Below are 19,368 nucleotides of genomic sequence, written 5' to 3'. Positions count from 1 at the left end.
AGGAAATAGAAAGTAGATGAAAAAAATTCTTTTATTCTTGCTTCTTGTGCAGGCGGCGACCTTCGCGCAGACGGGTCTGCTCGGGGGAAAGACCGGCTTGCACCAGCAAGATGCTAACACTCTCGGGTTCTTCCATTTCCGTGCAGGGACTGGTGGAACCATCGCCACTGACAACTGGGGTTATACCCGCGCGGGCAAGTTTGTAGGCCCGGACGGGACCAATCAGCAGCTTGACGTGTGGGATGCCGACATGGAAGAGGGGCGTATCGACGGTGCGCTCGCCGGTAACTTCAATTTCGCCTTTGGCCTGCGCGACGATTTGGATGTAGGCGTCAGCTTGCCCATCTATTATGACCACGCCAAGGATTATTCCGGTGAGGCGGCCTGGGCGGGCATGATTGAGGGTGGCCTTGGTGACCTCCAGCTTTATGGCAAGTACCGCACTCCACATTTCGGCCCCGATATCTTGAGGACGGCGGCGGTGCTCGACCTGTACCTGCCCACGGGCTGGAAAAATGCCGGTATGCGCCCCCGCCATGCCTGGTTCCTGAACGGGAACGGTGGCCCGACGTATGCCTACACCGCAAATAGCGTCGTGGTCGGGCTTACGGGTGTCGCCGAAGTGGATTACACCAAGCGGGGTCTCCCGCTTATATGGAATTCCAGCCTTGGGTTCATGGCGGTGTTTGGCGACGGTTCCAATACGCTCGTGTACAGTACCGCTATCAACTACATGATGTACGAATGGTTCCATCCGTTCCTGGAATTCAGCGGCGAAATGCGTCTTGGCAACAACGACTACCCGATCAATCCGCTGGTAGACCCGATGTTGCTCACGCCCGGCTTTAGCTTGAAGGTGCCGTTCCTCGACTTCCTTGGCGACATCGAATTTGCCATGGGTATCGACATTGGCATAAGGAACCTGCTCAACGTGGGTTACGACGTAGACGACGAAATGGACGGCTGCGAAGACTTCATGCTCGAATACGAGGGCAAGAACGGCAAGACGCTCCACTACTGCTATGTGGCGCACCCGCTCATTGCCGGCATCGCGAAACTCACCTGGACCTTTGGCAAGCCTCCTGTGGGCGACGACGACGGTGACGGTGTGAAGAACGACAAGGACAAGTGCCCGCATACGCCTAAGCCCATCGTGGTGGATGCCGACGGTTGTGGCATCGATACCGACGGCGATAAGGTGTTCGACGGTCTGGACAAGTGCCCCGACACCCCGAAGGGAGTCGAGGTGACCGTGGAAGGCTGCCCGCTCGATACCGACGAAGACGGCGTGTACGATTACAAGGATCAGTGCCCCAACACCCCGAAGGGCGTGAAGGTTGATACTGTGGGTTGCCCGCTCGACAGCGACAAGGACAAGGTGCCCGATTATAAGGACCAGTGCCCGAATACTCCGCTGGGAGTCCCGGTCGACACGGTCGGCTGCCCGCTCGATAGCGACAAGGACAAGGTGCCCGATTACAAGGACAAGTGCCCGAATACTATCCCGGGTGTTGCCGTGGATACGGTCGGTTGCCCGCTCGAGAAGAAGCATGACTTGAACCTGCTCAAGAAGGGAATCAACTTCGAATTCAATTCTTCGAAGCTCACCCAGAACAGCTATCCGACTCTTGACGACATCGTGGCGCTCATGAAGGAGTTCCCCGAAGCGAACCTTGAAGTGCAGGGCCACACGGATATTGTGGGAACGGAAGACTACAACCAGAGACTTTCCGAAGACCGCGCTCATTCCGTGACGACCTACCTGATTTCGAAGGGCATCGCGAAGGACCGTTTGCGCGCCGTTGGTTTCGGTACGCGTAGGCCGCTTGCCGATAACGAGACGGACGAGGGCCGCGCCAAGAACCGCCGCGTGGAACTCATCCCGTTCGAGAAGGAAGGTAAAGGTGACTCCGGATTCTCGGAGAAGATGGAAGAAAGCGTCGAAAAGCCCGCTCCTGCGGCAGCTCCGGCTGTTCCGGCAGAACCCGCAGACAAGCCCGCTCCTGCGGCAGCTCCGGCTGCTCCGGCAAAACCCGCAGACAAGCCCGCTCCGGCAGCGAAACCGTAGCGAACAGGCTAACATAATAAGACAATAAAACAAAGAATCCGGCCTCTGGCCGGATTTTTGTCGTTTTGGAGAGCTTCGTCATCCCGTAAGAAATCTTTGCGGAATGTGCTCGGATGTTCACTTTTGAAAAAAAGAGGACCTCGGTCCCTGGTATGTTTTTTATAAGAAAATCCGAGTGTCCATTGCCGAAGGTGGTAGAAAGTGGTATATTTATCACGTGTTGTGGTAAAATGTGTCAAACTAGTATGAACTTTACGTCTTTCATAGGTCAAGCCCAAACGGCTATCGATGGAAAGGGAAGGTCTTCCTTCCCTAGGGAATTCCGTCGTCAGCTTACGGCTGCCGAAGGGAGCGAATTCGTGGTCACGCGTGGCCCGGACCGTACCCTCCGGTTGTTTACCTTGCCCGAATACGAAAAGTTCATGGCGGACCTGGACTGCCGGTCCGACCGCCGTCAAGCCGACCTAGTTCGGAGAGGCCTATGCCCCGCATTCGTGGAGCTCGATGGCCAGAATCGCATTTTACTCCCAAAGATCTTGTTGGAGTACGCAGGCCTTAAGGGTGAAGTCCTTTATGTGCAAGCTAGCGGTAAGACTCTTGAACTATGGAACCCGGAACGCTTCAATGCTGAATACGGATTGCAGACAAATGAATCTGTTGCCGCATTCGATGCTGCGTTCTATGGAGAAGGTTTGACGGAGGGTCCAAGTGCCGCAAAGTAGTTTATCTCCAAAAGCATTACGTATAAAAGAATTTTCTCCGGCGGCAGTGGCCGGGGCGACGGATGGCGTGTTCTACCACGATCCGGTGATGCTCAAGGAATGCTTGGAAGGCCTTAATATAAAGGCGGACGGGACTTATGCCGATTGCACGCTAGGCGGTGGTGGACATTCTTACGCGATTGCGACCCGCCTGAACGAACAGGGTACGCTCCACGCTTTCGACCGTGACGAAGAAGCGGTGGCTTTTGCGACCAAGCGCCTTGCTGGAGTAAAACCCAAGTTTATTGTGCATCCGGTGCGCTTTGGCGAACTCAAGAACGAAATCGCTCCCGATACTTTGGACGGAATCCTCTACGATTTGGGCATCAGCAGCCATCAGGTGGATGATTCCGCACGCGGATTTACGTTTGTCGGCGACAATCCGCTTGACTTGCGCATGGATCGTCGCGAGGGTGTCTCGGCGCAGGAATGGCTCAAGAACGTTGATGCAGATACGCTTGCCGCGGCCCTCCGCAAGAATGCGGACATGGACCGTGCTTTCAAATTGGCAACACGGATCCTTGAAATGGTTGCCGCTGTTTCTGGCGAAGGTCGCGAGATACTGCCTTCCGATATGAAATCTGTGGTGGAGTCCGTATTCCCCGACAAGCGTCGCGAAGTGAACGGGCTTTTGGCTCGCGTGTTCCAGGCAATCCGCATGGAAGTCAACGGGGAACTCAAGGAAATCGAGGATAGCCTCCGCGCCGCGGTGGACTGCCTCAAGGTGGGTGGCCGCCTGGTGGTGATGAGCTACCACTCCGTAGAAGACCGGTGCGTCAAGGAGACCACCGCGGAGTTCGAAAGGGCATGTATATGCCCCGAACACATGCCTGTGTGCATGTGCGGAGGCAATCACCAACGCCTGAAAAAGGTGAATCGCAAGCCGATTTTGCCCTCGGCCGAAGAAATTGAAAAGAACGGACGGGCTCGTTCTGCAAAACTGAGAGTGTACGAAAGGGTATGAGCAAGACGGACAAGATAAAGGCCATCGGGGCCTCCAACCGCTCGGTCACGCTGATTGTGGCCGGTGCCGTTGTCGTGCTCGCTCTGCTCTGCATGTTGCCGCTCTATATGCAGAACCGCATCAATAGTTTGTACGAGACCGCGCATGGGCTCCAGGTGGAAATCGCCTTCTTGAAGCACGACGCACTGGCTCTAGAATTGAAAATTAACCAGCTTTCTTCGCTCGAACAACTTTCGAAGTTTGCCGATTCTGTTGGCTTGGGCTTGAACGGCTTGCCGCAAAAGGTGATGCCGCTAGGAGGTGTTCAGTGAACAACTTCTATATAGAACCGCTCGGAATCATCAAGTTTATTACGCTCGGCTGTGTTGGCGTGCTCCTTTGGCAGACTTTCAATATCCAGGTGGTGAATCAGGATGTGTACAAGGCGAAGACAAAGAGCATGGTGATGGACACGAAGAACGTGTATGCCGACCGTGGCCGCATCATGGACCGTAACGGTATCGTCTTTGCCGATAACTATCGCGATACAGCGAACAGGAACCTGGATTACAGCCGCATCTTCTTGCAGGGCAAACTGGCCGCACAGATTGTGGGGAAGGTGGGCTACAATGGTTCTGGCAGCATGGGCATGGAACGCCGCTTCGATTCCCGCTTGCGTGGCAACGGCGGTTTCCGCTTGAGTGTGAAGGACGCTCACCAGCGCGAGATTTACGGCCGCTCCGAAAAAGTGGCCGATGCCGAACCGGGCAAGAATTTGGTGCTGACGATTGACCGCAACATGCAGGAGATTGTCGAGAAGGCCTTGAAAGATGGCGTGATGGAATTCAATGCGACGAGCGCGAGCGCTGTCGTGGTGGATCCGTTCACCGGCGAAATCCTTGCCATGGCAAGCTACCCGACTTTCGACCCGAACTCCAAAACACAAGGGGTCGGGCGCATGTCCAAGAACGATATCGTGAGCATGTCTTACGAACCGGGCTCCACGTTCAAAGTGATTACCGCTGCCGCCGCTCTAGAAAACGGAGTCGTGGACACGACCAAGGTTTACAAGGACGAAGGCCGCTGCTGGCGCTGGAATTCGAGATCCGAGCAGATTTGCGATACGCACATTTACGGCGATATGAATATGGGAGAGGCGATGGTGCAGTCTTCCAACATCGTCTTTGCAAAGATTGCCTCCGAAGTGGGGGCCGAACGCCTATATAGAATGGCGCGTAATTTTGGGTTTGGCATGCGCACGTCCGAAGACTTCGAAGGCGAAGAATCCGGCAAACTGTTGCAACCGTATGAACTCACGCGTGACGACCGTACGCTTAAAACGATGGGCTTTGGCCATGCCGTTTCCGTGACGCCTATTCAGATGGTGATGGCTTATGCCGCGGTTGCCAACGGCGGCAAGCTCATGGAACCGATGATTGTGAAGGAATGGCGCGATGCCGATGGTAACCTGGTCGAAAAGAAGGAACCTGTCGAAGTCCGTCGCGTGATTTCGGAGAAGACTGCAGCGAAGATTCGCAAGATGTTGAACAACGTCGTGAACAGCGGTACGGCAAAGAGGGTGGCAAGCAAGAAATTGCCCGATATCCTTTTTGGTGGCAAGACCGGTACGGCAGAAAAGTTCAACCAAGAAACAGGCCGTTACGATCGCAATTCGCAGGTGGCTTCGTTCATCGGCCTTGCGCCGGTCGAAGATACGCGCTATGTGTGCTTGGTGCTCGTGGACGACCCGCAGGGCATGCACGTGGGTGGCCTTACGGCAGGCCCGATTTTCCGCCGCATCATGGAAGCTGTTTATTACCATCCGGAACTTTCCCCGGCGTCCCACAATTTGCAGCATGTGAGACTGGACAATCGTTGCGATGTGGATTTTGTCGGCCTCTCTGCCCGCGACGCAAAAGAACTTGCCCGCAAGAAGGGCTGCCCGGTTGCCTTCCGTGGCGATGGAAATCGCGTGGTGTCGCAGCGTAGCGATATGAGCGATAACGGCAAGGTTTCTTTGATGCTTGGCGAAGTTTCCGCGACGAAGATGCCGAACCTCGCAGGGCTTTCGCTGAAGGATGCCCTCGAAATCATGGGGAATATCCGCATGAATGTTGAGTATACCGGAAAGGGCCGCGTCGTGTCTCAAAGCCCCAAGGCCGACGAGGAAATTCACAAGGGACTGACTTGCAAGTTGACTTTAAAGGAGAAAGGCTGATGCTTTCGGAAGCGCTGATGCAGAATTTGTCTGTCCGAGGTCTTTGCGACGATTCCCGCCGCGTCAAGGAAGGGGACCTGTTTTTCTCGTTCCCGGTTGCCGATTACGAGAAGTTCGCGTGTGACGCCATCGCGAAGGGCGCTGTCGCCGTGGTTGCGGAGACCGCTGCGCCGGAAGGGATGGCTTCGAAATGGATCCAGGTGAAGGACGTGCGTGAAGCCCGCCTGGAAGCCGCTCAAATTTTCTACAAGGATCCTTTTGCGAAGATCGCTGTGCATGCAGTCACGGGGACGAACGGAAAGACAACGAGTGCTTTCTTGATGGATTCCATGCTGACGGCTGCGGGCCATAAGGTAGCGCTTCTTGGTACCATCAAGAACAAGATTGGTGAAGATTCTGTACCGGCTTCGCTTACGACTCCGGGGCAACTCGATCTCTTTGCTTTTGCCGCCCGCGCAGTAGAAGCTGGTTGTACCGACCTCGTGATGGAAGCCTCATCGCACTCGCTGCACCAGGGCCGTGTTGCGGGAATCCGCTTCAGGAGCGGTTTGTTCAGCAACCTGACTCAAGACCACCTCGATTATCACAAGACGATGGAAGCCTATTTCGAGGCGAAAAAGTTGCTGTTCACGCGCTACTTGGCCGATGACGGTGTCGCCGTAATCAACGTGGACGACGAATACGGTGCAAAGCTTTTTGATGGCATTGACGTTTGCAAGAAGGTTTCTGTTTCTCGCCTCGGTAAAGCCGGTGCGGACATTTCTCCTGTTGGAGCTGTGTCGAGCACCGAAGACGGGCTTGAATTTACGGTGCCGAAGATTTCTGCGGAGAAGTTCTCCACCCCGCTTTGCGGCGATTTCAATGCGGATAACGTTTTACTTGTGCTTTCGTGGGCATACGCTATTGGCTTGCCTGAGAGCGCTATGCGCGAAGCCCTTGCCTCAGTGCGCGTCCCGGGTCGATTCGAAAAGGTCTGGAACAAGGGTGGAAAGCACGTGATTGTTGACTATGCCCACACCCCGGACGCGCTGGAACGTGTCCTTGCTACGGCTCGCGGGCTTTGTCGCGGACGCCTTAGCACCGTGTTCGGCTGCGGCGGCGACCGCGACCGCACAAAGCGCCCCATCATGGGCTCAATTGCCGAGCGCATGGCCGACAGGGCCTGGCTCACCTCCGATAACCCGCGTACGGAAAACCCCTCCGCCATCATTGCGGACGTGCGCGCTGGCATGGTGACCGACAAGTTTGTCGTGGTGGAAGACCGTGCCGAGGCGATTGCGAAGGCTTGCGCCTCCCTCGAACCGGGCGACTGGCTGGTGATTGCGGGCAAGGGCCACGAAGATTATCAGATCGTCGGTAAGACGAAACACCATTTTGACGACCGCGAAGAGGCGGTGAAGGCGATGGAGAAATGCTGAAGTTGGATTTGACAGTTCGCGAGATGCTCGACATCCTCGAAACGGATGCCGTGGGCGTTCCTGCCCGTACGCTGTCGCGAAAAGTGAACCTTTGCATGGATTCGCGAGAACCGGCGAAGGGTGTTGTTTTTTGGCCAATCAAGGGTGTCCGTTTTGACGCCCACCAGTTTGTTAACCAAATGGAGAAGGACGGTGCATTGATGAGCATAGTAAATCAGGATGCCGTAGAACAGGGTGCGTTCAAAATGTACGCCCCAGTGGACGATACAACCAAGGCCTTGCTCAAACTGGCCAAAGGCTACCAACGCCGCTTCAAGGTGAAGAAGGTCGGCATTACCGGTAGCAATGGCAAAACGACGACCAAGGAAATGGTGAAGGCTGTCCTCTCGACATGCTACAATACTCATGCTACACAAGGCAACTTCAACAACCATATCGGTGTGCCGATGACGTTGTTCCAGCTCAAGCGCACCCACGAGGCTGCAGTCATCGAGATGGGTACGAGCGGCCCGGATGAAATCCGCCCGCTTTCGCTCGCGACAGAACCCGATGTGGCCGTGATTACCAATGTGGGCGCAAGCCACCTGGAACGCCTCGGCGATTTGGACGGTGTGTTCAAGGAAAAGATGACGATTACCGCAGGCCTCAAGAAGGGCGGTGTCTTGATTGTGAACGCCGACGATGAACACCTCTGCAAGGCTCGCAGCAACAAGAATTACAAGGTTGTCACGTTTGGTATGCGTCGTGGCGTGATCAAGCCCGAAGGGCTCACCTGGGACGAAAATTCCTGCGCCTGCTTTAGCATTGGGCGCACCAAGATCCAGCTGAATGTCCCCGGTGTACACAACTTGTACAATGCACTGGCAGCGATAGCTGTCGGGCTCGCTTTCGGGGTTCCCAAGGCTCGCATTGCCTCTGCGCTCAATGCTTTCCGCGGTACGAGTATGCGCATGGACGTGAAGAGTGCGAACGGTTTCAAGATTGTTTCCGATTGCTACAATGCCAACCCGTCTTCGACGAAGATGGCTCTGTTGACGATTGGCAACATGAGCAAGGTGAATCGCCGCATTGCCGTACTTGGCGACATGCTTGAACTCGGTAAAGAAAGCCGTAACTTGCACGAACAGATTGGCACCATGGTTCCCGAGGCGAATTTCGATATCCTCGTGACTGTGGGCGAGATGGCGAAGTTTTTCGTGAAGGGCGCCAAGAGCCGTGGCATGCGCTCCGTATTCCATTTCTCGAATGTGCAGGAGGTGATTGACTTCCTGATCGATACGGTTTCCGAAGGCGATGTGCTGCTGGTGAAGGGCTCTCGCGGTATGAAGATGGAACAGGTTGTCGAAGCCTTGCTCCAAGCCACCCCGATTTTCAAGGAGTAGTTTAAGGAATGGTCTCTGCTCAAAACAAAGGCTCTAACAAACTCCTGCTGCTACCGGCTGTATTGCTGATGGTATTGGGGATTGTTATTGTGTACACTGCGTCAGCGCCGCTGGCGGAGCGTCTTGGCCTTTCTACCGAGTATTACCTCCTTTCGCATTTGAAAAAAGTCCTTGTGGCGATTGCGGCCCTGGTGTTCTGCTACTTGCTGGATTACAGCGCGTGGAAAAAGTTTGCGCGTGTGTTCTTTGCCGTGGGAGTAATCCTGACGATTGCGGCCCTCGTGTCGGGAACTTCGGTCAAGGGCGCGTCCCGCTGGATTTGGGGTATCCAACCCTCCGAAATTTTGAAACTTGGCTTTATCACGATGGTCTGCGCGAAGCTCTCCGATGCTGGCGACGAGATCAAGACTCTCCGATGCAGTATCATCCAACCGGCGGTCCCGTTTGTGATTTCTGCCGTGCTGCTTGCGTTGCAGCCGAACATGTCGATGCTTATCTTGTTTGCCCTGGTGTTGCTGGCCGTGCTTTTTGCGGCTGGTGCGCGGGGCAAGTATCTGTTGATTTGCATTTGTTCCGCTATCCCGGTCGGGATTGGGGGGCTCATGTACAAGGCGCATAGTTCCAAGCGATTGCTTGCATTCTTGCATCCCGAAGAACATGCGGAATCGGCGTTCCAATTGATGCATTCGCAGCAGGCACTCGGTAATGGAGGCTTGTTCGGCACGGGCGTGGGCATGGGTATGCAGAAACTCGGCTACTTGCCCGAAGCTCACAAAGACGTGGTCTTCTCGGTGATTGGCGAGGAATTTGGATTTGTGGGCACGTTTATCGTGATGATTTTGTTTGCAACGTTGTTCTGGCAAGGGTTCAATGTCGCTCGGTCTTCGTCTTCTCGGTTCGGGAAGTATATGGCTGTTGCGATTACGTTCTCGTTGTTCTGCAACTTCATGATTCATACCTGTGTTTGCACGGGGCTTTTCCCAACGACGGGGCAGCCGCTGCCGTTCCTCAGCTTTGGTGGAACGAACTTGATTTTCTCTTCGGCAATGATTGGTGTTATGCTGAACATTTCCAAGCCGACTTCGGGGCGTACGATTCGTGAACCATTCATGAACAATACGGTATCCCTGAACATCAACTTTATGAAAAAACCTGACTATGCAAGGAGAGGCGCATGAAAAAGTTCCTTTTTGTATGTGGTGGCACTGGAGGCCATATTTTCCCGGCCGTAGCGATTGCGGAAAGCCTCAAGAAGATGGGCGTAGAAGACATCGTGTTCGCGGGACGCAAGGACTCCATGGAAGAACGTTTGGTGTCGAAGAACTGGCCGTATGAATTCATCACGGCGGTTCCGCTGCATCGTGGCCCGTTCCTCAAGAACCTGACGCTGCCCTTCAACCTGAGCAAGTCGCTTGTCCGTGCAAAAAGTGTCATCAAGAAGGTAAAACCGGATGTCGTCGTGGCGACGGGTGGCTACGTGTCGCTCCCCATCGTGCTCGCTGCCGGTAGCCTCGGCCTGCCTGTGTATTTGCAAGAACAGAACGCCGTTGCGGGCATTGCGAACAAGGTGGGTGCCCGTTACGCCAAGACAATCTTTGTGACTTCCGAAGAGGCGGCGAAGGGATTCCCCATCGAAAAGACGCGCATCCTCGGCAACCCGGTCCGTGAACTGCCCAACGAGAACGACTTGCCGCGTCCCGTGGAATTCCGCGAAGGGAAGAAGGCCGTGTTCATCGTGGGTGGTTCCCAGGGTGCTGTGGGCATCAACACGAAGATTGAAGAAAGCATCGAGAAGATTACAGCAAATGGCGATGTATCCGTTGTATGGCAGGTGGGCGTGAAGAACGTCGACGACATCAATCGCCGTCTGGGCATTTTGCCCAACGTGGCTGTTCGCGGATTCCTCGACAATATTTATGCGTACATGAAGCATGCCGATTTGATTATCAGCCGTGCGGGAGCATCGGCGTTGGCCGAGATTCTCGCCTTCGGCAAGCCTTCCATTTTGCTGCCTTACCCGCATGCGACAGCGAACCACCAGGAATTCAATGCCCGTGTGGTCGAGAAGGCGGGTGCGTGCCTCGTGGAACTGGATTCCGAGCCGAACGACTTGTGGAACAAGGTCGAGGGGCTTTTGTTCGATGAATCCAAACTTGCGAAAATGGCTGCCGCAGCGAAGGGCCTCGGAATGCCCGATGCTGCCGACCAGATTGCGAAAATTATTTTGGACAAGGAGAGCTTATAATGCCGATTATGTACAGCAAGCGTGTCCGTCGCCTGCATTTTGTAGGTATCGGTGGTGCCGGTATGTCGGGCATTGCCGAGGTCGTCAAGGAAAACGGCTTCGAGGTCACCGGCTCCGACATGGGCGAGGGCCAGGTCATCGATTACCTGAAGGGACTGGGCATAAGCATTGCTCCTAAGCACGAAGCAAAAAATGTGGAAAACGCCGACTTGGTGGTGTATTCTTCTGCGATCCCTTACGACAACGTGGAACTGGTCGAAGCGCGCAACCGTCGCATCCCCATTATCCGCCGCGCCGAAATGCTCGGTGAACTGATGCGCCTCAAGTACACGCTCGCTATTGCCGGTACGCACGGCAAGACGACGACCACCTCTATCGTGGGCCAGATTTGGGAAGAGGCGAAGCGTGACCCGACGATTATCGTGGGCGGCGTGGTGAAGGGCAAGGGCAGCGGCGCCAAGGTGGGCCGCGGTGATTACCTGATTGCCGAAAGCGACGAGTTCGACCGCAGTTTCCTTTCGATGATGCCGAGTTCCGCCATCATCACCAACATCGATTCGGACCATTTGGATACTTACGGTAATATTGAAGAAATCAAGGCCGCGTTCGTGGAATTTGCGAACAAGGTGCCGTTCTACGGCCAAGTGATTGTCTGCCTCGACGACCCGAACGTGCAGCAGATTCTCTCCAAGCTCAAGAAGCCCGTGATTACTTACGGTTTCACGCGCCAGGCCAAGTACCGTATCGACAACTTGCGCTTTGACCATGGCTATCCGCATTTCGAAATTTTTAACGATGGGGTGAGCCTGGGACAGTTCCAGCTGAAGATTCCTGGACGTCATAATGTGCTGAACGCGACGGCGGCTATCGCCCTTGCGGTCGAAGAAGGCATTGATATCGAGATCGCCCGCCACGCTGCCGCCGCCTTTGAAGGCGTCAAGCGTCGCTTTGAGTTTATCGGCGAAAAGAACGGCGTCATGGTGTTTGATGATTATGCTCACCACCCGACAGAAGCTACTGCGACGCTTCTAGGATTCCGTGAGGCATTCCCGGACAAGCGCGTGATTGTCGCTTTCCAGCCGCATCTGTTCTCGCGCACCCGTGACCAGCACGAATCCTTCGGCAGCGCTTTTGCCAACTGCGATGTGCTCCTGGTGACCGACATTTACCCGTCCCGCGAAAAGCCCATCGAAGGCATTACCGGTGCGCTCGTTGCCGACAGCGCGACCGTGCGTGGCCATCGCGATGCCCGCTTCGTGGGTGACCAGATGAATCTGCTCCCGATTCTCAAGAAGGAACTCCGCCCGAACGATGTGGTGGTCCTTATGGGTGCCGGTAACGTCTGGAAACTCGGTACGAAGATTCTGGAGGAATGTATTTGAACCAAAACAAGACGACATTTCTAGGCCGTCGAATCGGCTTGAACGAGGAACAGCGCAAGCGCGCCCGGGCGAAGAAGATGAAGTCCGGTGTGGGCCATGCCTGCTCCTGGTTTAGGCGTCGTGGCTGGATTTTCTGTCTGTTGCTTGCTGCCGTGGGCATGACCCTTTGGCATTTCAGGTTCTATGTACAAAGATTCAATCCGCTGGAATTCCGTTATCTGCAAATTGTCGAGATTGATGGAAATCGTATGCTCACATGGGAAGACATCATGCAGGGTGCCCAGGTAGAAACGGGCATGCCGATGTCTGAACTCAATGCCGATTCCGTGAAGGCTTCGCTTTTGCAGATTCCGCTGATTCATTCGGTCGAGGTGGAAAAAAGGTTCCCCTCGTTCCTGAAGATTCATGTGCAGGAGGCGACTCCCGTGGCGTCGGTTATCGAAGAAGGGAAGGCGACGGTTTATACCGAACGCGGCCTTGTGCTCCCGATGGCGCTCACGTTGGCGCTCCACCTGCCGATTGTCGCACCCGAATCAATGGACAAGATTGCGACGGTTACGGAGTTCCTTTCAACGATGCGGAAAAATGCACCGCTGCTTTATGGCAAGGTGTCTCAGGTGGCTTGGGACGATGCGGATTCTGCGATGGAAGTGTTTTTTAGCGATGCGGCTTACCGCACGTTGTTCCCGTCTTCGGGCTGGAACGAAAGTCAGTTTAGGTTGTACGATTCGCTCCGGAAGGGATTTTCTGGGGACTTGCGCTGCGCGGGCGAAGTCGACTTGCGTTTTGACGGCTTTGCCTATATAAGGGATTTTGATAAGAGGTGTCTCAATGGATGACAACAAACAAAACATGATCAAAAAGGACGATTACATATTCGGCCTTGATATTGGTACCTCCAAAATAAACCTTTTCGTGGGGGCTATCGAAGGGAATTCGGTCCGGGTGCTGGAATGTGGGGATTTCCCGCTTGCAAATCCGGATGCGTTTGACTCGGTGGTCGAAACTCTCGGGAAGGCTGTCCACATGCTTGAATCCTCGACAAGCATTGATGTTCACAACGTCTATGTGGGTATTGCAGGCAAGCATGTTTCCTCGATAAATTACAAGGGCCTGGTTACGCTCCCGACAAGTGAAGTCCGCGATGTCGATATCGAGGCCGTCGTCAAGCAGGCGAGTACAGTGCCGTCGTCTGCAGGCCAGATTATCCATGTGTTCCCGGGCGAGTTTACGCTTGACGAAGAACGCGGTATCAAAAACCCGAAGGGCAAGACAGGATGCCGACTCGGTGTGGATGTACAAGTTGTCACCTCTAGGCAGAATGCCCTCATGGACATTACCAAGTGCGTAGAATCGGCGGGTTTGACTATTGCCGATTTTGTGCTGGAACCCCTTGCAGCGGCAAGCGCCGTGTTGACCGACGACGAACGTGAACTCGGTGTCGCGCTGGTTGACTTTGGTGCGGGTTCTGCAGACATCGCCGTGTTCGTCGGTGATTCTGTGCGCTATACAGCATCGCTTGATTTGGCCGGCAATACGGTTACGAGCGATATCAGCAAGTGCCTCAAGGTGCCTATATCCCTTGCCAAGGCCGAAGAAATTAAGAAGAAGTATGGTACATGCAAGATAAGCAACCTCATCGAGGACGAAACGTTCCCGGTGCCGGCTGTCGGTGGGCGCGGCGACGTGCAGTGCTCCCGCAAGCTCCTTGCGAATGTCATTACGGCCCGCGTCAAGGAAATTTTCAAGATGCTCGCCAAGGACCTCCAGAAACGCCATTTGGACGTGCTCATCAACGGGGGCGTCGTGCTCACGGGCGGATGCTGTGCCCTCGAAGGAATTGAAGCCGTTGCCGAGCAGGCTTTTGAAAAACCCGTGCGCATCGGTCACCCGACCGGCATGAGCGGGATACAGGACGCTTTCCAGAAGCCGTCGTATGCAACAGGCATTGGCCTCTTGTACTACGCGGCCAAGCAACATCGCGAAAATAAGAAGCGCGAAACGGGTACGCAGATTTCTGTATCCGTCAAGAAGGGTTTGCAGCGCTTCAAGGATTTCGTGAAAACGTATTTCTAACAACAACCAACCACTCACATCAGGGAGAAATAATCAATGAGTGAAATAAACAACCTCGACTTCGAGACAAGGTCCCGCATAGCGGTGGACGAAACGGATACAAACAATGCCAAGGTGAAGGTGTTTGGCGTCGGCGGTGCCGGCGGCAATACCGTGAACCGTATGGTGAAGATGAATATTGAGGGCGTGGAATACTACGCCGTCAATACGGATGCGAAGGCTCTCGACCTGAGCAGCGCAGACCACAAGATCGCCATCGGGCAGAAGACCACGAAGACTCTCGGTGCGGGCATGAAGCCCGAAATCGGCCGCAAGGCTGCCGAAGAGAACATGGAAGATTTGAAGGAAGCCATGAAGGGCGCCGACATGATCTTCATTACCGCCGGTATGGGCGGTGGCACGGGTACGGGTGCATCCCCGGTCGTGGGCGCAATTGCCCGTGAACTTGGCATCCTCACCGTGGCCGTTGTGACCAAGCCCTTCGGCTTCGAAGGCAAGCGCCGTGGCCAGCTCGCTGCCGACGGTATCAAGGAACTCCGCGCCAATGTCGACACCATGATTGTGGTCGACAACAAGAAGATTCTCGGCGTCGTGCAGAGCACCGACAAGAACCTCACCTTGGATGGCGCTTTCAAGCTCACCGACGAAATCCTCGGCAACGCCGTGCGCAGCATCTGCGACATCATGTTCCGTCATGGTCTCATTCACGTTGACTTTGCCGATATCAAGACCGTCATGCAGAACGGCGGCAGCGCCCTGATGGGCACCGGCATCGCCGAAGGCGAAGGCCGCGGCGTCAAGGCTACCGACCTCGCTCTTTCTTCTCCGCTCCTCGAAGACATCAACGTCGATGGCGCCACGGGCGTGCTCGTGAACGTCTCCCACGGCGAAAACTTCTCGATGCTCGAATACGAAGAGGCTATGGAACATATCCACGAAGCTGTGAGCGATAGGAACGACCCGAACATCATCATCGGCGACATCCTGCTCCCGGAACTCGGCGACAAGGTTTGCATCACCATTATCGCTACGGGCTGTGGCGGTTCCAACAAGGAAATCGCCCAGCAGCAGGCTGCGACGGTCAACGCCCTGAGGGCTTCCGCCGCTGCCGCGACCATGGCTTCTCCGATTATGCAGCCGCATGTTGCTCCCGCACCTGCTGCTGCGCCTGTGCAGCCGGTGGCTGCACAGCCGGTACAGCCCGTCGCTGCCCAGCCGGTTCAGGTGGAACAGCCTGCCGTGAGCGCCCGCCCGGTCCCTGCGACCCCGCGCCCGACAGACATGAACTTTGTCGCGCTCGCTCATGCAACGCAGCCGCTGCCCCGCGTTTTCCCGGATGCTAGCACGGTCGAAATGCCGACGCTGACCTCCGCGGTTGCCGAGTCGGCTTATTCGCAGCCCAGCTTTGACGCGACACGCTCTGCCGAAGAAGAACTCGTGCTGAGCCCCGTTGACCCCGTAACGGCTACCGCCGTGGCCGAAGAGGAAATCCCGAGCGCAAGTGAGACAGATCCCCTCGGACAGTCCGGTATCCTGAATACGGCTGGCCTGCAGGCTCCTGCTTATACGCGCAACACGATGTCGACGGAAGGTTCTTCCAGGGCTTCTGAAAGCCAGGAAGCGGATCCGTTCAAGGACAGCGGGGTCGACTACAGCTTGCCGACCTGGTGCCGTATGAACATGAATTCCGATGCTTTCTAGCCATCGGTTTAAATATCCCGTTCAAAAATGAATGGTGGCGATGTCGGGGTGCCGACACCGTCTTAGAGAGTCACACACACACAAGGGTGCGTGAGAGCGCACCCTCCACAACACAAGGGATCGCCTGGGTACTCCCTGCCTGGGCGGTCCTTTTTGTTTGCGGATATTACTAGATTAACAATATGCTGAAATTGCGTCACGTTTTTCCTGTCTTTGCGATATTTGCAGGCTCTGCTCTGGCCGCCCCGGCAGATTCCGTGGCGTACAAAGGTTATTTCCAGATTGGTACGGATTTCAACTTTGGCTTGAATGGTGGCCCCACCGATCCGACATTTGCTGTGGATACGGTCGAAACTTATGGGAACAACTGGCGCGGGCTCCGCATCCCGCTAGAGACGGCGCGCAGTTACGAAGACCATGTGGACCCGTTCTTCATGCTCAGTTTCCGTGCGGGTTACAGGGATTTCCATTTTTTGATTGAGGCTCCGCTGCGCAAGGATATCGAGGCGTGGTACGATTCCGACCTCAAGACAAACTTTACTTACAAGCCGAGCGAACTCGATCTTGCTGTCCCTATAAACGCCTATGCGAAGTGGAACAACGGTGTCGGCTATGTCCAGTTGGGCCGCTTCAGCCCCGACGACTTGAAGGTTTCTCCGAACGATCTCGCCTTGGGCGGCGCGCCTTATCATGATGCGCTCCTTTGGAAGTTCGAACCGAGCATTTTCCGCTACGATTTTATGGTGAGTTCACTGAATGCCTGGCTTTTTGGTGATGTGGTGGACCCCGCGACCGGCTGCCCTCCCGAAGGGACCGAAGCCTACGAACAAAAGTGTACTCCGCCGAACAAGCAGGCGAACAATCAGCGAAACCGCATTTACGACGAGAATGTGAAAAACCTCGTGTACCACCGCTTGGGTGTAGAAACGAAACATTTCTGGACTTATGTCATCGAAGAAAGCATGGTGGGCGGGAAGGAACTGGAACTCCGTTCGCTCAACCCCTTCATGTTCTTGCATAATAACTTTGGTGGCGGTTATACCAAGGCGGTCACGACGTTCGAACTCGGCCTTACGCCAATCAAGGGCGCGAAGTTCTACGGGCAGGTGAACTTGGAAGATGTCAACAGTCCTGTGGGCGAGGATGACGACAAGGGCACGAACCGCAGCATGATCAGTTACATGGCCGGCTATTACCACGAAGTCTCGACGCACCGTTATGGAACGTTCTCGTGGCGATTCGACGTGGTGCGTACCGACCCCGTGCATAACAACGGACGCCTGCCGCTTCTTGAATATTCCAGCCGCCGCCTTTACCGCAGCAACTACCGCGACCAGAACGACCCCGATTTTGCCGACATGTATTTTGTCGATTATCCCATCGGCTACCGCCGCGGTTCCGATGCTTTGGACCTCTGGCTTGACTTGGGCTGGAAATGGGGACGCCATTCCGCGAGGCTCGAGCTGGCCTGGCTGCGTCAGGGAGACAACGAACTTTACACGAGCTACGACCGTGCCGTGGCGACCGAATCTTCTCCGTCGGGCCGCGAAGAGGCCCAATATATATTGGATGCCCTGTACCAGATGCAATACAACAGCAATTTCTCCTTCTACCTAGGGGGAGGGGCGCGCCGTTACGACAATCTGGCACATATAGTAGGCAAGGAAGGTGTCGACGGCTGGCTGCGCCTGGGCGTCAAGATGACTTTCAACCCTGTAGATACGAAGTTCTAAATAGGGGCCATTTAGTGCCTCTAGGGGGTCCTTGCTTTTGCAGGGATGTATAATTCTGTTCCCCGTTTTTTGAGGGGTAAAATCGTATCTCGTTGAACATCAAAAGGTTGCATATTTAAACATTTTGCTGTAAATGTTTAGTTACGCAGTGAATGCCAACCCCAATATCTTGTATATTTAACCTTGTACCCTACACAAGATATAGTTTTTTTAGTAAAATTGTACAGTAATTTTTCGAGAAGGAGTCTAGGTATGTTTGAAATCGGAACCCCGCTCAGCACAACTGCTACCAAGGTGCTTTTCTGTGGCGCCGGCGAACTGGGTAAGGAAGTCATCATCGAGATGATGCGACTGGGGGTGGAGGTCGTGGCTGTCGATCGCTACGCCAACGCTCCGGGCATGCAGGTTGCTCACCGTTCTTATGTTATCAACATGCTCGACGGCCTGGCCCTTCGCGAGGTGATTGAGCGTGAGAAGCCCGACTATATCGTTCCCGAGGTCGAGGCAATTGCGACCGATACGCTCGTGGAACTCGAGAAGGAAGGCTTCAACGTCATCCCGACAGCCAAGGCGACCAAGCTTACCATGAACCGCGAAGGCATCCGCCGCCTCGCGGCCGAGGAACTGGGCCTCAAGACGAGCCCGTACCGCTTTGCAGACAACTTTGAAGAATTCAAGAGCGCCGTGAAGGAAATCGGCATCCCCTGCGTCGTGAAACCGGTGATGAGTTCTTCTGGCCACGGCCAGAGCGTCATCAAGACGGAAGCCGACATTGAAAATTCCTGGAACATTTCCCAGACGGGTGGCCGCACGGGCCAAGCGAGCCGCGTGATTGTCGAGGGCTTTGTGCCGTTCGATTACGAGATTACGCTCCTCACGGTGCGCCATGTGGGCGGTACCAGCTTCCTCGAACCGGTCGGTCACCACCAAGTGGGTGGCGACTATCAGGAATCTTGGCAACCGCAGCCGATGAAACCCGAACTTCTCGAAAAGGCAAAAGACATTGCGAAAAAGGTGACGGACGCCCTGGGCGGCCGCGGCATCTTTGGCGTGGAACTGTTCGTGTGCAAAGACGACGTGCTGTTTAGCGAAGTTTCTCCGCGCCCGCACGATACCGGCATGGTGACGCTGATCAGCCAGGACCTTTCGGAGTTTGCGCTCCATGCGCGTGCCGTTCTCGGCCTGCCGATCCCGAACATCGCCTTCCACGGCCCGAGCGCATCCAAGGCAATTGTCGTCGAGGGTGAGTCCGACCACGTGCAGTTTGGCAACCTGGGCGAAGTTCTCGCCGAGCCGGACACGAATATCCGTTTGTTCGGCAAGCCGCAACTCAATGGGCACCGCCGTATGGGCGTGCTCCTTGCGCGCCGCGATACCGTAGAAGAAGCAAAGGCTGCGGTCATGGCCATGCGCGAAAAGGTTCAGGTTAAACTTTAAAAGG

General features: G+C 55.1%; 15 protein-coding genes. All 15 read left to right on the top strand.

The features are described 5' to 3' along the window. The first annotated feature begins 16 nt into the window (after positions 1–16). The 15 genes from Q0Y46_RS10645 to purT all read left to right on the top strand — a co-directional run bounded on the left by Q0Y46_RS10645 (position 17) and on the right by purT (position 19,364). Entirely contained in the window at positions 17–2,068 is a 2,052-nt protein-coding gene (locus Q0Y46_RS10645) for an OmpA family protein (RefSeq protein WP_297947274.1), read from the top strand. Between the two features lie 245 nt (positions 2,069–2,313). After that, positions 2,314–2,790: an MraZ family transcriptional regulator gene (locus tag Q0Y46_RS10640; RefSeq protein ID WP_295682693.1), complete on the top strand. Its 477-nt coding sequence runs from the start codon at positions 2,314–2,316 to the stop codon at positions 2,788–2,790. Continuing rightward, complete coding sequence (gene rsmH, locus Q0Y46_RS10635) at positions 2,777–3,793, top strand: 16S rRNA (cytosine(1402)-N(4))-methyltransferase RsmH (protein WP_295682691.1); 1,017 nt, start codon at positions 2,777–2,779, stop codon at positions 3,791–3,793. Before Q0Y46_RS10640 ends, rsmH begins: the two co-directional genes overlap by 14 nt. After that, on the top strand, positions 3,790–4,104 hold the full coding sequence (locus tag Q0Y46_RS10630; RefSeq protein ID WP_297947272.1) for a hypothetical protein: 315 nt from the start codon (positions 3,790–3,792) through the stop codon (positions 4,102–4,104). Before rsmH ends, Q0Y46_RS10630 begins: the two co-directional genes overlap by 4 nt. Next, positions 4,101–5,990, top strand: coding sequence for a penicillin-binding transpeptidase domain-containing protein (locus Q0Y46_RS10625; RefSeq protein ID WP_297947271.1), 1,890 nt, complete (start codon positions 4,101–4,103; stop codon positions 5,988–5,990). The genes Q0Y46_RS10630 and Q0Y46_RS10625 overlap by 4 nt, the downstream gene beginning before the upstream one ends. Beyond that, the gene (locus Q0Y46_RS10620) at positions 5,990–7,408 is read left to right on the top strand and encodes a UDP-N-acetylmuramoyl-L-alanyl-D-glutamate--2,6-diaminopimelate ligase (protein ID WP_297947269.1); all 1,419 of its coding nucleotides are present in this window, start codon (positions 5,990–5,992) and stop codon (positions 7,406–7,408) included. The genes Q0Y46_RS10625 and Q0Y46_RS10620 overlap by 1 nt, the downstream gene beginning before the upstream one ends. Then, a complete protein-coding gene (gene murF / locus Q0Y46_RS10615; RefSeq protein WP_297947267.1) occupies positions 7,402–8,790 on the top strand; it encodes a UDP-N-acetylmuramoyl-tripeptide--D-alanyl-D-alanine ligase in 1,389 nt (462 codons plus the stop codon). The genes Q0Y46_RS10620 and murF overlap by 7 nt, the downstream gene beginning before the upstream one ends. An 8-nt stretch (positions 8,791–8,798) precedes the next feature. Beyond that, entirely contained in the window at positions 8,799–9,968 is a 1,170-nt protein-coding gene (locus tag Q0Y46_RS10610) for a putative peptidoglycan glycosyltransferase FtsW (protein WP_297947265.1), read from the top strand. Further along, the gene (murG, locus tag Q0Y46_RS10605) at positions 9,965–11,035 is read left to right on the top strand and encodes an undecaprenyldiphospho-muramoylpentapeptide beta-N-acetylglucosaminyltransferase (protein ID WP_295682677.1); all 1,071 of its coding nucleotides are present in this window, start codon (positions 9,965–9,967) and stop codon (positions 11,033–11,035) included. The genes Q0Y46_RS10610 and murG overlap by 4 nt, the downstream gene beginning before the upstream one ends. Next, positions 11,035–12,417, top strand: coding sequence for a UDP-N-acetylmuramate--L-alanine ligase (murC, locus tag Q0Y46_RS10600; RefSeq protein ID WP_297947263.1), 1,383 nt, complete (start codon positions 11,035–11,037; stop codon positions 12,415–12,417). Before murG ends, murC begins: the two co-directional genes overlap by 1 nt. Next, positions 12,414–13,256 (top strand): FtsQ-type POTRA domain-containing protein, encoded by an 843-nt coding sequence (locus Q0Y46_RS10595; RefSeq protein WP_297947261.1) that lies wholly within the window; start codon positions 12,414–12,416, stop codon positions 13,254–13,256. Before murC ends, Q0Y46_RS10595 begins: the two co-directional genes overlap by 4 nt. After that, the gene (gene ftsA / locus Q0Y46_RS10590; RefSeq protein ID WP_295682670.1) at positions 13,249–14,493 is read left to right on the top strand and encodes a cell division protein FtsA; all 1,245 of its coding nucleotides are present in this window, start codon (positions 13,249–13,251) and stop codon (positions 14,491–14,493) included. The genes Q0Y46_RS10595 and ftsA overlap by 8 nt, the downstream gene beginning before the upstream one ends. Positions 14,494–14,529: 36 nt before the next feature. Continuing rightward, positions 14,530–16,194: a cell division protein FtsZ gene (ftsZ, locus tag Q0Y46_RS10585; RefSeq protein WP_297947258.1), complete on the top strand. Its 1,665-nt coding sequence runs from the start codon at positions 14,530–14,532 to the stop codon at positions 16,192–16,194. Between the two features lie 182 nt (positions 16,195–16,376). Beyond that, positions 16,377–17,927 (top strand): hypothetical protein, encoded by a 1,551-nt coding sequence (locus Q0Y46_RS10580; RefSeq protein WP_297947256.1) that lies wholly within the window; start codon positions 16,377–16,379, stop codon positions 17,925–17,927. Positions 17,928–18,179: 252 nt separating this feature from the next. Continuing rightward, positions 18,180–19,364 (top strand): formate-dependent phosphoribosylglycinamide formyltransferase, encoded by a 1,185-nt coding sequence (gene purT / locus Q0Y46_RS10575; RefSeq protein WP_290958831.1) that lies wholly within the window; start codon positions 18,180–18,182, stop codon positions 19,362–19,364. Positions 19,365–19,368: the final 4 nt, after the last annotated feature.

The organism is uncultured Fibrobacter sp. (assembly GCF_947305105.1).
Classification (GTDB): Bacteria; Fibrobacterota; Fibrobacteria; order Fibrobacterales; family Fibrobacteraceae; genus Fibrobacter.
This window is presented reverse-complemented; position numbering and strand designations above follow the sequence as displayed.